This window comes from Streptomyces sp. NPDC001027, from assembly GCF_040299045.1.
Lineage (GTDB): Bacteria > Actinomycetota > Actinomycetes > Streptomycetales > Streptomycetaceae > Streptomyces.
In genome coordinates this window covers 1-13621 of record NZ_JBEPBI010000211.1, presented here as the reverse complement: position 1 = coordinate 13621, position 13621 = coordinate 1, and the positions used below count along the sequence as shown (strand labels likewise).

At 72.6% G+C, this 13621-nt stretch carries 11 protein-coding genes; 7 read left to right on the top strand and 4 right to left on the bottom strand.

Annotated features, from left to right (window positions below):
- Positions 1–45: 45 nt before the first annotated feature.
- The 3 genes from ABT300_RS34330 to ABT300_RS34320 all read right to left on the bottom strand — a co-directional run bounded on the left by ABT300_RS34330 (position 46) and on the right by ABT300_RS34320 (position 2745).
- Positions 46–246, bottom strand: a complete 201-nt coding sequence (locus ABT300_RS34330; protein ID WP_210921891.1) for a helix-turn-helix transcriptional regulator — start codon at positions 244–246, stop codon at positions 46–48.
- Positions 247–759: 513 nt separating this feature from the next.
- Entirely contained in the window at positions 760–1593 is an 834-nt protein-coding gene (locus ABT300_RS34325) for a helix-turn-helix domain-containing protein (protein WP_351684236.1), read from the bottom strand.
- Between the two features lie 234 nt (positions 1594–1827).
- Positions 1828–2745: a sugar phosphate isomerase/epimerase family protein gene (locus ABT300_RS34320; RefSeq protein WP_351684232.1), complete on the bottom strand. Its 918-nt coding sequence runs from the start codon at positions 2743–2745 to the stop codon at positions 1828–1830.
- A gap of 199 nt (positions 2746–2944) precedes the next feature.
- On the opposite strand from ABT300_RS34320, the gene iolC reads away from it, so the two are divergent.
- From iolC to mmsA, 5 genes are read left to right on the top strand one after another with little or no spacing between them, the layout of a single operon-like run.
- Positions 2945–3895, top strand: a complete 951-nt coding sequence (gene iolC, locus ABT300_RS34315; protein ID WP_351684228.1) for a 5-dehydro-2-deoxygluconokinase — start codon at positions 2945–2947, stop codon at positions 3893–3895.
- A complete protein-coding gene (locus tag ABT300_RS34310; protein WP_351684225.1) occupies positions 3892–4776 on the top strand; it encodes a Cgl0159 family (beta/alpha)8-fold protein in 885 nt (294 codons plus the stop codon). The genes iolC and ABT300_RS34310 overlap by 4 nt, the downstream gene beginning before the upstream one ends.
- Positions 4777–4783: 7 nt before the next feature.
- Complete coding sequence (gene iolB / locus ABT300_RS34305) at positions 4784–5605, top strand: 5-deoxy-glucuronate isomerase (RefSeq protein WP_351684222.1); 822 nt, start codon at positions 4784–4786, stop codon at positions 5603–5605.
- Positions 5602–7494, top strand: a complete 1893-nt coding sequence (gene iolD, locus ABT300_RS34300) for a 3D-(3,5/4)-trihydroxycyclohexane-1,2-dione acylhydrolase (decyclizing) (protein WP_351684219.1) — start codon at positions 5602–5604, stop codon at positions 7492–7494. Before iolB ends, iolD begins: the two co-directional genes overlap by 4 nt.
- 14 nt (positions 7495–7508) lie before the next feature.
- Positions 7509–9011 carry a CoA-acylating methylmalonate-semialdehyde dehydrogenase gene (gene mmsA, locus ABT300_RS34295; RefSeq protein WP_351684216.1) on the top strand — a complete coding sequence of 501 codons (1503 nt, stop codon included), beginning with the start codon at positions 7509–7511 and terminating at the stop codon, positions 9009–9011.
- Positions 9012–9113: 102 nt separating this feature from the next.
- Here mmsA and ABT300_RS34290 read toward each other — a convergent pair whose 3' ends face one another.
- A complete protein-coding gene (locus tag ABT300_RS34290; protein WP_351684213.1) occupies positions 9114–9962 on the bottom strand; it encodes an SCO4651 family lipoprotein in 849 nt (282 codons plus the stop codon).
- Between the two features lie 285 nt (positions 9963–10247).
- Between ABT300_RS34290 and ABT300_RS34285 the strand changes: the two genes are divergently transcribed.
- A complete protein-coding gene (locus tag ABT300_RS34285) occupies positions 10248–11645 on the top strand; it encodes an APC family permease (RefSeq protein ID WP_351684210.1) in 1398 nt (465 codons plus the stop codon).
- A 115-nt stretch (positions 11646–11760) separates the two neighbouring features.
- Positions 11761–13621: S15 peptidase family protein (locus ABT300_RS34280; protein ID WP_351684207.1), on the top strand; the 1861-nt coding region annotated here is incomplete at its 3' end.

The following is a 13621-nucleotide window of genomic DNA, read 5'->3' as shown; positions in this document are numbered from 1 at the left end:
CACGACAGGGGTGGGGCACGGCGCGGCGTCGGTTCCCGCCGGGCGTCAGTCCGGCCTGCGGCCGCGGTTGCCCGGGCGGGAGGCGACCCAGGCGCGGACGGTGTCGGCGTACCAGTAGGGCTTGCCGCCCTCGACGTGGTCGGGCGGCGGCAGCAGTCCGTGTTTGCGGTAGGACCGCACGGTGTCCGGCTGCACCCTGATGTGCGCCGCGATCTCCTTGTAGGACCAGAGCCTTCGGTCGGTCATGAGCCGCACCTTCCCCGCGTGCGCGGGGCGGCGGCCGGGAGGCCGCCGGGGGGAGCCCGGCGCAGCGCTGGCGATCAACGAGCCTGTGCCCCGTGGAACGAGGTCCGGTGACCGAGCGAGAGCGGCTGTTGACCGCATGTGACACAAAGCCCGCGTACACGCGACATGTGTGACGGGAAGGTGGCTTTTGTGACACGAGTGACGCAAAGCCGCGCAGGGGGCCCGCGAGGGGGATGCCCGCCGGTCGCCAGGACGCCTGCCGGGCCGGTTGTCGGGGTCGGCCGCCGAGCCGCCCGCCGGCGCCCGCTGCCGGGTCGGTCGGCGTGGGCGACAGGAGACGGGCCGGGCCCGCTGCGACAGGCCCGGCCCGACCCCGTTCCCCGCCGTCCCCCCGGCGCGTCCGCGTCGGCCGCACCGGCCGGATCCACCGCATGGGCCGGAGCAACCGCATGGGTCTGATCGGCCGGTTCGACCGGAACGACCGGATTCAACTGGCAGGACCCCAGCCTGTATTCAGCCAACGCGTCCGGTCTTGGAAAAATGCGCACCCGGTCCGGACCAACTGCCGGCCGGCGTCGGCAGCAGCAGGCTCGTCGCCTCGCCGCTCAGCCGGTCCGCCGTCGGCGACACCGCTTCCGGCAGCCGCCTGGCCTGCGCGAACTGCCGCGGCGTGCACCCCGTCATCGCCTTGAACTCGCCGCTGAGATGCGCCTGGTCGTAGAAGCCGCACAGCGCCGCCGTCTCCGCCGCGCTGCGCCCCTCGGCGAGCAGCCGGCGGGCCCGTTGCAGCCGCAGCACGCGGGCCGCCGCCTTCGGGCCCAGCCCGATCTGCTCACGGAAGCGGCTCTCCAGCTGCCGTACGCTCCAGCCGACCTCCTCCGCCAGCCGGGGGACCGGCAGCCCGCCGTCCGTGCGCACCAGCAGCTGCCAGGCCCGCGCCACCCGCTGCGAACCCGGCGCGGCCGTCCGCCGCCAGCGGTCGAACGTGTCGTCGAGCAGCGCGAACCGCCGCTCCCAGCACGGCAGCGCGGCGAGGGCGGCGGCGAGGTCGCCGAGGGGCGAGCCGAGGGAGTGCGGCAGCTCGTCGGGGTCCACCGTGCGGTTGGCGAGCTCGTGCTGCGGGGTGCCGAACAGGGCGAACGCGGCCCACGGCGTCAGCAGCACCTCGATGCCGGAGAACCGTCCGCTGTGCTCCCCGACGGCGGGTGTGGTCGTGGGCCCGCAGTACACCGAGACGAGGGTGTCCGGGGCCCGTCCCGCCCGCCAGATCCGCACCGGCTCGTCGAACCCCAGCAGCAGGGTGGAGGCCCCGATGGGCGCCTCGAGCCGCCGCCGGGGCCGGGGCATCGCGAGCCTGATCCCGCGATAGCTCATCACCCCCGGCCGCAGCCGTGGATGAGGGAACGCGGTGACGAACTCCCAGGATCCGCCCGGCCCTTGCCCGGAGCGGGTGCGCACCACCCGTACAGCCATGGGCGCTTATGTTGCTCCAGCGCGCGCGGCTCCGCCAGGGGCGTCGCAGGACCGCCGTGATCCGGGCGGTCGCACGCCGGGCCCCGGGCGGGTCCGCCCGGGGCCGTCTCAGGCCCCGCAGCTCCGCAGGAACGCCCGGGTGCGCTGCGCGATCGGCAGCGGGGTGTCCGGGGCGCACGGGTACATGTCCTGCTCGACGATCGCGAACAGGTCCACGTCCAGCTTCTGCGCCGCCTCCAGCACGGGCCCCAGCGCCGGCACGCCCGAGGGCGGCTCGCACATGACGCCCTGCGCCACGGCCGGCCCGAACGGGGTGCCCTTGGCGCGCACGTCCGCCAGGATCTCGGGGTCGACCTGCTTGAGGTGCAGGTAGCCGATGCGCTCCCCGTAGGTCTCGATCAGCTTGACGCTGTCGCCGCCGCAGTAGGCGTAGTGGCCGGTGTCCAGGCACAGCGACACCAGGTCGGAGTCGGTGCCGTCCAGGAACCGGGCGACGTTCTCCTCGCTGTCCACGTGGGTGTCCGCGTGCGGGTGGACGACGATCTGCAGGCCGTACCGCTCCCGCACCTCCCGCCCGAGCCGCTCGGTCAGCGAGGTCAGGTTGCGCCACTGCTCGGGCGTGAGCGTGTCGGACTCCAGCACCTCGCCGGTCTTGTCGTCCCGCCAGAACGACGGGATGACGACCAGGTGCCGCGCGCCCATCGCCTGGGCGAGCACCGCGTTGTCGGCGACGTGCGCCCAGGTCTTCTCCCACACGGCCTCGCCGTGGTGCAGGCCGGTGAACACCGTGCCGGCCGAGACCTTCAGGCCGCGCCTGGACGTCTCCTCGGTGAGGACGGCGGGGTCGGTCGGCAGGTACCCGTAGGGGCCGAGCTCGATCCACTCGTAGCCGGACTGCGCCACCTCGTCGAGGAAGCGCTGCCACGGGACCTGGGCGGGATCGTCCGGGAACCAGACGCCCCAGCTGTCGGGGGCCGATCCGATCCGGATGCGGGAAAGTGAGGACTGAGGTGACAACGACGTCATGGCCGTCAGAGTGCGGTCTCACCGAAGGGGTGTCAAGGCCTGGTCCGAATGTCTGGACAAAACATTGACAGGGCCCACCGTGCGGGGCTAGAAAGCCTGAGAGCCGATACGGCACGTGTGCCGAGAACATGCCAGGAGCGGCGTCACGGGGACGACTCGCGGGGCGATTCACGGGGACGACCGACACGAAGGGAAGTCGATGGCGTACGACCTGATCACCATGGGGCGGATAGGGGTGGACCTCTATCCGCTGCAGACGGGCGTCCCCCTCCCGCAGGTCACGTCCTTCGGGAAGTTCCTGGGCGGATCGGCGACCAACGTGGCGGTCGCCGCGGCCCGTCTCGGCCGGTCCACGGCGGTGATCTCGCGCACCGGCGACGACCCCTTCGGCGTCTATCTGCACGAGGCCCTGCGCGGCTTCGGCGTCGACGACCGCTGGGTGACGCCGGTGCCCGGCCTGCCGACGCCCGTCACCTTCTGCGAGGTCTTCCCGCCGGACGACTTCCCGCTGTACTTCTACCGGCAGCCCAAGGCGCCGGACCTGGAGATCGACGCCCACGAGCTCGACCTCGACGCCGTCCGCGAGGCCCGCGTCTTCTGGGTCACCGGCACCGGCCTGAGCGAGGAGCCCAGCCGGACCGCCACCCTCGCCGCCCTCGCCCACCGCGACAAGGCCGCGACCACGGTCTTCGACCTCGACTGGCGCCCGATGTTCTGGAGCGACCCCGACTCCGCCCGCCCGTTCTACGCCGAGGCCCTGAAGCACACCACCGTCGCCGTCGGCAACCTCGACGAGGTGGAGGTGGCGACCGGCGTGCGCGAGCCGCGGGCCGCCGCGCAGGCGCTGCTGGACGCCGGCGTCGAGCTCGCCGTCGTCAAGCAGGGCCCCAAGGGCGTCCTCGCCGTCGACAGCGAGGGCAGGTCCGCCGAGGTCCCGCCGCTGCCGGTGAACGTCCTCAACGGCCTCGGGGCCGGCGACGCCTTCGGCGGCTCCCTCTGCCACGGCCTGCTCGCGGGCTGGGACCTGGAGAAGACCATGCGGCACGCCAACGCCGCCGGCGCCATCGTCGCCTCCCGGCTGGAGTGCTCCTCGGCGATGCCGACTCCGGACGAGGTGGCCGCGGCGATCGAGGCGGGAGCCGTCCTGTGACCACTGTCGACGTCTCCGAGCTCGTCCGACTGCGCAGCAGCCGCCCCGAGGCGATCGCCGAGGCCGCCGCCCGCCGCCCCCGCAGACCGCTGCTGGGCGACTCCGGCCGGCTGATGATCGTCGCCGCCGACCACCCGGCCCGCGGCGCGCTCGGCGTCGGCGGACGCAGGCTCGCCATGGCCAACCGCGCCGACCTGCTGGAACGCCTCTGCCTCGCGCTGTCGCGCCCCGGCGTGGACGGCGTCCTCGCGACCGCCGACATCCTGGACGACCTGCTGCTGCTCGGCGCCCTCGACGGCAAGGTCGTCATGGGCTCCATGAACCGCGGCGGCCTCCAGGGCGCCGCCTTCGAGCTCGACGACCGCTTCACCGGCCACCGCGCCGAGGACATCGAGCGGCTCAACTTCGACGCGGGCAAACTGCTGCTGCGCATCGACTACGACGACCCGGGCTCCCTCACCACGCTCGAGACCACCGCCCGCGCAGTCGACGACATGGCCGCCCGCGGACTCCCCCTCTTCGTCGAGCCGTTCATCAGCCGGCGCACCCCCGACGGCAGGCTCGGCAACGACCTCTCCGCGGAGGCCGTCACCCGGTCGATCGCCATCGCCTCGGGGCTGGGCGGCACCTCGGCCTACACCTGGCTGAAGGTGCCCGTCACCGACAACCCCGACGACATGGCCGAGGTCATGCAGACGTCCACGCTCCCCGCGGTCCTGCTGGGCGGCGAGGTCGGCGACGACCAGGACGGCGCGTACGAGAAGTGGCGCGGGGCGCTGCAACTGCCCACCGTGCAGGGCCTGGTGGTGGGTCGTTCGCTGCTCTACCCGGCGGACGGGGACGTCGCCGCCGCCGTGGACACCGCCGTAGGACTGCTGTGAGGGCCGCATGAGCAACGACCTGTACCTCGCGCGCGGGACCACCGCGCACGCCGGTTACGCGCTCGACATCGATCCCGTACGAGCGGGCTGGGACTACTGCAGCCTGCGGGTCGTCGAGCTGGAGCCGGGCGGCGGGCACGTCTTCGACACGGGTGACAGCGAGTGGATCGTGCTGCCCCTCGAAGGCGGATGTACCGTGCGCACAGATCAAGAAGAGTTCCAACTCCTGGGCCGGGAAACGGTGTTCGCGTCGGTCTCCGACTTCGCGTACGTTCCCCGGGACGCCCGGGTCCAGATCGCCTCCGGCGCGGGAGGCCGCTTCGCCCTGGCAGGAGCGAAGTGCGAGCGACGACTCCCCGCCCGCTACGGCCCCGCGCCGGAGGTCCCCGTCGAAGAGCGCGGCAGCGGCACATGCGCCCGTCTGGTGCGCAACTTCGCCTCCGCCGACGCCTTCGACTGCGACAAGCTGATCGCCGTCGAGGTGATCACCCCCGGCGGCAACTGGTCCTCGTACCCGCCGCACAAGCACGACGAGCACCGGCCGGGCGAGGAGGCCGAGCTCGAGGAGATCTACTACTTCGAGATCGACGGCCCGAACGGCTTCGGATACCAGCGGGTGTCCCCCTCGCGCGAGGGCGGCGCCGACGTCCTCGCCGAGGTGCGCTCCGGCGACGCCGTGCTCGTCCCCGACGGCTGGCACGGACCGGCCGTCGCCCAGCCCGGGCACGCCATGTACTACCTGAACGTCATGGCGGGACCGGGGCAGACCCGGGAGTGGCGGATCTGCTTCCACCCGGACCACGTAGAGAGCACAGGGGGCTACCGATGACGGCGCAGACCTCGACGACGCGGCTGACGGTCGCCCAGGCGCTGGTGCGCTTCCTCGCCGCCCAGCACACCGAGCGCGACGGCGTACGGCAGCGGCTGATCGGCGCGACCTGGGGCATCTTCGGCCACGGCAACGTCGCGGGCCTCGGCCAGGCGCTGGTCGAGTACGCCGACGAGATGCCGTTCCACCAGGGCCGCAACGAGCAGTCCATGGTCCACGCGGCCGTCGGCTACGCCCGCCAGTCGGGCCGTCTGTCCACCCACGCGGTGACGACGTCGATCGGCCCCGGCGCGACCAACCTGGTCACCGGCGCCGCCCTCGCCACCGTCAACCGGCTGCCGGTCCTGCTGCTGCCCGGCGACGTCTTCGCGACCAGGGTCGCCGACCCCGTGCTCCAGCAGCTCGAAGTCCCGTACGCGGGAGACGTGTCGGTCAACGACTGCCTGCGCCCGGTGTCGAAGTACTTCGACCGGATCACCCGCCCGGAGGCGCTGATCCCGGCGGCGCTGCAGGCGATGCGCGTCCTCACCGACCCGGTGGAGACGGGCGCGGTCACCCTCGCCCTGCCGCAGGACGTCCAGGCCGAGGCCTACGACTGGCCCGAGGAGTTCTTCGCCGAGCGCGTCTGGGCGGTCCGCCGCCCGGGCGCCGACCCCGTCGAACTCGCCGAGGCGGTGCGGGCGATCAGGTCCGCCGAACGCCCCCTGGTCGTCGCGGGCGGCGGCGTCCACCACAGCCGCGCCGAGGAGGCCCTCGCCGAGTTCGCCGAGGCCACCGGCATCCCGGTCGCCTCCACCCAGGCCGGCAAGGGCTCACTGCGCCACGACCACCCGCAGGACGTGGGCGGCGTCGGCCACACCGGCACCGCGACCGCCGACGAACTGGCCCGCACGGCGGACCTGATCATCGGCGTGGGCACCCGCTACACCGACTTCACCACCGCCTCCAACACCCTGTTCGCGGGCGACGGCGTCCGCTTCGTCAACCTCAACATCGCCTCCTTCGACGGCCACAAGCTCGCCGGCCTGCCGCTCGTGGCGGACGCCCGCAGCGGCCTCGGCGAGCTGACCGAGGCCCTGCGTCTGCACGGGCACCGGGTCGCGGACGCCTACGTCACCGCGTACTCCGAGGACAAGGAGCGCTGGGAGCAGCGCGTCGACGCCTGCTACGAGGCCGACGAGCCCGACGTCCGCCCGACGCAGCCGCAGGTGCTCGGCGCGCTCGACGCCCTCGTCGACGAGTCCGACGTGATCATCAACGCCGCCGGCTCGCTCCCCGGCGACCTGCACAAGATGTGGCGGACGCGCTCCCGGGACCAGTACCACCTGGAGTACGGCTACTCCTGCATGGGGTACGAGATCCCCGCCGCGATCGGTGTGAAGCTGGCCGCCCCGGAACGCAACGTCTGGGCGCTGGTCGGCGACGGCACGTACCTGATGATGCCGACGGAGATCGTGACGGCCGTGCAGGAGGGGATCGCGATCAAGATCCTGCTCGTGCAGAACCACGGCTACGCCTCCATCGGCGGTCTGTCGGAGTCGGTGGGCGGCGAGCGCTTCGGCACGGCGTACCGCTACACCGCGGACGACGGCACCTTCACCGGCGCCCCGCTGCCCGTCGACCTCGCCGCCAACGCAGCCAGCCTCGGCATGCGGGTGCTGCGCGCGAAGACCGTCCGCGAACTGCGCGAAGCCCTCGCCGAGGCGCGCCGCGCCGACACTCCCACATGTGTCTACGTCGAGACCGAAACGGCCGACACTGTGTCGGGCCCGCCGCCGGCGCAGGCCTGGTGGGATGTACCTGTGGCCGAGACCGCGACGCGACCGTCCGCGGTGAAGGCACGTGAGCTGTACGAACGGCACGTCTCTACCCGACGCCGCCATCTGTGAAGGAGCACTCGGTCATGACGAAGATCGTCAACCACTGGATCGGCGGCAAGACCGTCGAAGGCGCGTCGGGTTCGTACGGGCCGGTCACCGACCCCGCGACCGGCGCCGTCACCACGAAGGTCGCGTTCGCCTCGGTGGACGAGGTCGACGCCGCCGTCGCGGCCGCGAAGGACGCCTACGCCACCTGGGGCGCCTCCTCGCTCGCCAGGCGGAGCACGATCCTGTTCGCCTTCCGGGCGCTGCTCGACGCGAACCGGGACGCGATCGCCGAGCTGATCACCGCCGAGCACGGCAAGGTGCACAGCGACGCGCTCGGCGAGGTCGCGCGCGGCCTGGAGATCGTGGACCTGGCATGCGGGATCACCGTGCAGCTGAAGGGCGAGCTGTCGACCGAGGTGGCGAGCCGGGTGGACGTCGCGTCGATCCGCCAGCCGCTGGGCGTCGTCGCGGGCATCACGCCGTTCAACTTCCCGGCGATGGTCCCGATGTGGATGTTCCCCATCGCGATCGCGTGCGGCAACACGTTCGTGCTGAAGCCGTCCGAGAAGGACCCGTCGGCGTCGATCAAGATCGCCGAGCTGCTGGCCGAGGCCGGTCTGCCCGACGGCGTGTTCAACGTCGTCCACGGTGACAAGGTGGCCGTCGACCGCCTCCTGGAGCACCCGGACGTCAAGGCCGTGTCCTTCGTCGGCTCCACGCCGATCGCCCGCTACATCCACACCACCGCCTCCGCGAACGGCAAGCGCGTCCAGGCGCTGGGCGGCGCGAAGAACCACATGCTGGTCCTGCCCGACGCGGACCTGGACGCGGCCGCCGACGCCGCCGTCTCGGCCGCCTACGGCTCGGCCGGCGAGCGCTGCATGGCCATCTCCGCGGTCGTCGCCGTCGGCACCATCGGCGACGAGCTGGTGGAGAAGATCCGCGAGCGCGCCGAGAAGATCAAGATCGGCCCCGGCGACGACCCGACCAGCGAGATGGGCCCGCTCATCACGGCCGTCCACCGCGACAAGGTGGCCTCCTACGTGACGGGCGCGGCGGCCGAGGGCGCCGACGTGATCCTGGACGGCACCGGCTACACCGTCGAGGGCTACGAGGACGGCCACTGGATCGGCATCTCGCTGCTGGACCGGGTGCCCACCACCGCGAAGGCCTACCAGGACGAGATCTTCGGCCCGGTGCTGACCGTGCTGCGCGTCGACACCTACGACGAGGGCATCGCCCTCATCAACGCCTCGCCGTTCGGCAACGGCACCGCGATCTTCACCCGGGACGGCGGCGCGGCCCGTCGCTTCCAGCTGGAGGTCGAGGCCGGCATGGTCGGGGTGAACGTCCCGATCCCGGTCCCCGTCGGCTACCACAGCTTCGGCGGCTGGAAGGACTCGCTCTTCGGCGACCACCACATCTACGGCAACGACGGCACGCACTTCTACACCCGCGGCAAGGTCGTCACCACCCGCTGGCCCGACCCGGCCGACGCCCCGGCGGGCGTGGACCTGGGCTTCCCCCGCAACCACTGACCCCGCGACCACGCACACCCGCACGACGACGCCCTGCCCCGTCCGGGGGGCAGGGCGTCGCCGTGCGTCGGCCGGCGGGCGTGCGGGCCGACGGCGAGGACGTCAGCCGGCAGTGGAGCCGGCGCCGCCGCCGGCGGCCTTGACCGCCTCGGTGAGGTCGCCGGTCTGCGCGGCCGGCGGCGCCTTGACCGGGGCCGTCTGGCCGAACTTCTCGAAGTCCATCGTCACCTTCATGGCGCCGATCTCCTGGATCATGCGGACCGGCAGGTCCTTGGGGCCGACCCACACGTCCATGGTGATCGAGGTGGCGCCGCCGGTGAGCGAGCCGAAGAGGTTGTCCTTGTCGCCGTACGCCTTCTTGTACTTGCCCATCCCGGCCTGGTCGACGACGGCCCGGTAGTGCGTGGTGGTCTTGCCGTTCATCTTCTCCGAGCCGAGGTTCTCGACGTCGTCGGCGTACTTCAGGCTCTTCATGGACGCCGACGGGCTGCCGTTGCTGCCGCTGAGCGCCTGCGCGCCCTGCTTGCCGAAGACGGCCGAGCTGTCGATCTTCATCCACTCCTTGCCCTTGAGCGGGCCGGCGGCCTGAGGGTCGACGTCGTAGTAGTACGCGCCGTCCACGAAGAGCATGCGCGTCTTCGGAGCGTCCTGGAGCTGCTGCAGCTGCGCGGCCGCGGTGTCCATCAGGACGTCGAACGCGTAGCCGTCGCCCCAGGAGTAGGTGCCCTCCATGGCGACCGGGGCGCCGGCGCCCATGGAGGTGGTCATCTTCACCTCGGCCGAGCCGAGCTTCTCGGTGCGGTCGGTCGCCCGGCCGAGCGCGGCCATGATCGCGTCCGTGCCGTCCACGGCCTTGGCCGCGTCCTTGGCGCTCTCGCTGCCGCACCCGGCCGTCGTGACCAGGGCCGCCACCGTGACGGCCGTCCAGGCGACGGCGTACTTCGTCCTCATGAGTCCCCACCCCTGTGCATCGTCTGTGATCCCCGAACCCTAGCGGGCCACACTGACACGTCCGCATGCCGAACGTCGCCCCACTTTCTCGCCGGGGGCGCTGCGGTTCCCGTACGCGCCGACCGGCCGGAGTGGCCTGCCTCGAACGGGTGTATCCGTACCCATCGGGGCCTCATGGCTGCGGATTTCGTAGGCAAACCGCTATTGACGCAGTGGTTTCCGTCGGGATTCCATGCAGCACCACAGCCGCCGGAGGCATCCGCCCGAGTCGATCGGACCCGCCGCATGACCGACACGCTCCGCCCCGTCGAGACCGCCTCTCCCCAGGCGCCCGACACCCCCCAGAAGCTCAAGCGCTCCATCGGAGTCGTCGGCGGCACCCTCCTCACCCTCTCCTGCGTCACCCCCGCCTCCACCCTCTTCGTCGTGGTCCCGGACCTGTTCGGCTCGCTCGGCACGGCGACCGCCCTGACGATCGCGATCGGCTCGCTGCTCTGTGTCGCCGTGGCGTTCTGCTACGCGGAGCTCGGCACCCTGATCCCCAGCGCGGGCGGCGAGTACGCCATGGTCTCCACCCTGGCGGGACGGCTCGCCGGCTGGCTGGTCTTCGTGCTCTCCCTCCTCGTCGTCATGATCGTGCCGCCGGTGATCGCCATGGGCACGGCCGACTACCTCGCCCCGGTCGTCCACCTCGACCCCTCCCTCGCGGGCGCCGGAGTCATGCTGCTGGCCACCCTCGCCGGCCTGCTCGACCTGCGCGCCAACGCCTGGATCACCGGCGTCTTCCTGGTCCTGGAGGTCATCGCGGCCGCCCTGGTGGCCGTCCTGGGCTTCGCCCACGGGCACCGCGGCGCGGGCAGCCTGGTGTCCCTGCGGGTCGCCGGCGCGGACGGCCACGCCGACACGGTCACCGCCATGATGGTCGTCTCGGGCCTGGCCATCGCCCTCTTCATCACCCAGGGCTTCTCCACGGCCGTCTACCTCTCCGAGGAGCTGGAGCACCCGCGCCGCAACGTCGCCCGCACGGTGCTGGCCACCCTCGCCATCTCCACCGTGATCATCCTGGTCCCGGTCGTCGCCATCACCTTCGGCGCCTCCGACCTCGCCCAGCTCACCGGCGGCGACATCGGCTCCATGGTCACCGCCTGGTCGAACTCCGCCGTCGGCGCCTTCGTCAGCCTGTGCGTGGCCCTCGCGATCATCAACGCCGGCATCGTGATGGTCATCCAGAACTCCCGCGTCCTGTTCGCCTCCGCTCGCGACAAGGCCTGGCCCGAGCCCGTGAACGACGTCTTCGCGAGGCTCGGCCGCTTCGGCTCCCCCTGGGTCGCCACCCTCGCCGTCGGCGTCCCGGGCGCCGCGCTCTGCTTCGTGAACCTCGACACCCTGTACGGCGTCACCGGCGTCTCCGTCACCGGCATGTACCTGCTCGTCGCGGTCGCCGCCCTGCTCTCCCGGCGTGGCCACCACCGGCACGCCTCCGCCTGGCGCATGCCGCTGTGGCCGGTCGTGCCGGCCCTGCTGATCGCCGTGCTCGCGTACATCCTGGCCCAGCAGGAGACGGCCTACCTCCTGTGGACCGGCGGCATCGTCGCCGCCGCGACCCTCTACTGGGCCCTCTACCTCCGCCCCCGCCGCACCGCCCGCTGGCTGGTGACCGTCCCGGAGGACGGGCAGGGCTGACCCGCGTATACCGCGTCCGCGGTATGCCGCCCCGGCCGCGTACGCCCCGGGGAGGTCGGCGAGTTCGGTCTGCGGTCGACAACTCCATGACAGGTTGACCCCGTACGGTTGAAGCATGGATCTTCGACTGCCCGGTCTGCGAGGACCACGGCGGCCCCGACGGCTCCTCGCCGCCGCGGCCGCCGTGGTCGTACTCGCCGGCGCCGGTACCTGGACGGCCGTCGCCTCCGACGACGACACGCCCCCGGTGCACCGCACCGACCGGGTCATGGCGGTGGACGGCGTACGCCTGGACACCTCGTACTTCACCTCCGGCGCCACCGGCCGTCGCCCCGCCGTGCTCCTCGCGCACGGCTTCGGCGGCAGCAAGGACGACGTCCGCCAACAGGCCGAGAAGCTCGCCCGCGACGGATACGCGGTGCTGACCTGGTCCGCGCGCGGCTTCGGCGACTCCACCGGCAGAATCGGGCTCAACGACCCGAAGAGCGAGGTCGCCGACGTCTCCCGGCTGATCGACTGGCTCGCGAAGCGGCCCGAGGTCCGGCTCGACAGACCCGGCGACCCGCGCGTGGGCGTGGCCGGCGCCTCCTACGGCGGCGCGGTCTCCCTGCTCGCCGCCGGACACGACGACCGCGTCGACGCCATCGCCCCCGCGATCACCTACTGGAACCTCGCGGACGCCCTGTTCCCCGACGGCGTGTTCAAGAAGCTGTGGACCGGCGTCTTCTTCAACACCGGCGGCGGCACCGCCCGCTTCGAACCGGCGCTGGCCGCGATGTACGCGCGCGTCGCCGAGTCCGGCGTCCCGGACGCCGCCGCACGCCGGCTCCTCGAGGAACGCTCGCCGTCCGCCGTCGCCGACCGCGTCAAGGTCCCCACGCTCCTGTTCCAGGGCCAGACCGACTCCCTCTTCACCCTCGCCCAGTCCGACGCGGCCGAGAAGGCGATCCGGGCCAACGGCGCCCCCGTCGACGTCGACTGGATCGCCGGCGGCCACGACGGCGGCGACATGGAGGCCGCCCGCGTCCAGGCCCGCGTCGCCTCCTGGTTCGACCGCTACCTCAAGGGCGACAAGGCCGCCGACACCGGCCCGGCCTTCCGCGTCACCCGCACCGGAGGCGTCGACTCCACCGACGGCGCCGCCCGGCTCCGGGGAGCGAGCGCGGACGCCTACCCCGGCCTGACCCACGGCGACCGCTCGTTCCCGCTGACCGGCCGCCGCGAGGAGCAGTCCTTCGCCAACCCGCCCGGCGCCACCCCGCCCGCCGTCTCCGCCCTGCCCGGCCTCGGCGGCGGCGGCCTCTCCCAGCTCTCCGCCCTCGGCGTCGGCGTCTCCCTCGACTTCCCCGGCCAGTACGCCGCCTTCGACTCCGCGCCGCTCGCCGACGACCTGCGGGTCACCGGCACGCCGACGGTCACCGTCCACGTGAAGTCGACGACCGGCGCCGCCGTACTCTTCGCCAAGGTCTACGACGTCGGCGGCAGCGGCAACCAGGTGCTGCCCTCCCAGCTCGTCGCCCCGGTCCGGGTAGACGGCGCCCAGGCGGGCAAGGACGTCACGATCACCCTCCCGGCGATCGACCACAAGGTCGAGGAGGGCCACCGGCTGCGCCTGGTCCTCGCCTCCACCGACCTCGGCTACGCCTCACCGACGGCCTCCGCGACGTACACCGTCTCCCTGAAGAGCGACCTGTCGGTCCCCACCGCCCCCGCCGTCACGACCGCTGCGGCGCCGCTGCCCTCATGGGTGTGGTGGCTGCCCCTCACCGGCGCGGGCGTCGCGCTCGCCCTGCTGCTGACCGCCCGCCGCCGCACCGCCACCCCGGCCCCCGACCCGGCGCTCGCCGACGTCCCGCTCGTCATCGCCGACCTGAGCAAGAAGTACGCGGGCGGCGACCGCTACAGCGTCCGCGAGCTGTCCTTCCGGGTCGAGAAGGGCCAGGTCCTCGGTCTGCTCGGACCCAACGGCGCCGGCA